The organism is Paraburkholderia sp. J41 (genome assembly GCF_905220235.1).
GTDB lineage: Bacteria > Pseudomonadota > Gammaproteobacteria > Burkholderiales > Burkholderiaceae > Paraburkholderia.
Window position 1 is genome coordinate 1 of record NZ_CAJMZE010000116.1, and the last position, 328, is coordinate 328.

Annotated in this window: 1 pseudogene; it reads right to left on the reverse strand. The window is 62.5% G+C overall.

Annotated elements, in window-relative coordinates:
• Positions 1-328, reverse strand: a pseudogene (locus U5805_RS31680) (hypothetical protein); the annotation flags it as partial.

Sequence of the window (328 nt, forward strand, 5' to 3'; positions counted from 1 at the left end):
TTGCGCTTAGCAGACCATTCGCCACGTTGTGCAGCGCCACCGCGCTTGCACCCGAGCCGCCCAGCGTCACCGAGTTATGTGCCGACGAGTCGTACATCACGGCGTTGGCCATCTGGCCTTGCAAGGTCGTGACGTTGCCTTGCAGCGTCGTGATGTTACCTTGCACCGTCGTCATTTGCCCTTGCAGCGTCGTGACGTTCGTGTTCGTCGCGTTCAGCTGCGAACCGTTCACCGCATCGGTGCTCGTTGCGCTCAGCAGACCATTGGCCACCTTGTGCAGCGCCACCGGCGTGGTCGAACCCGAGCCGCCCAGCGTCACCGAGTTATG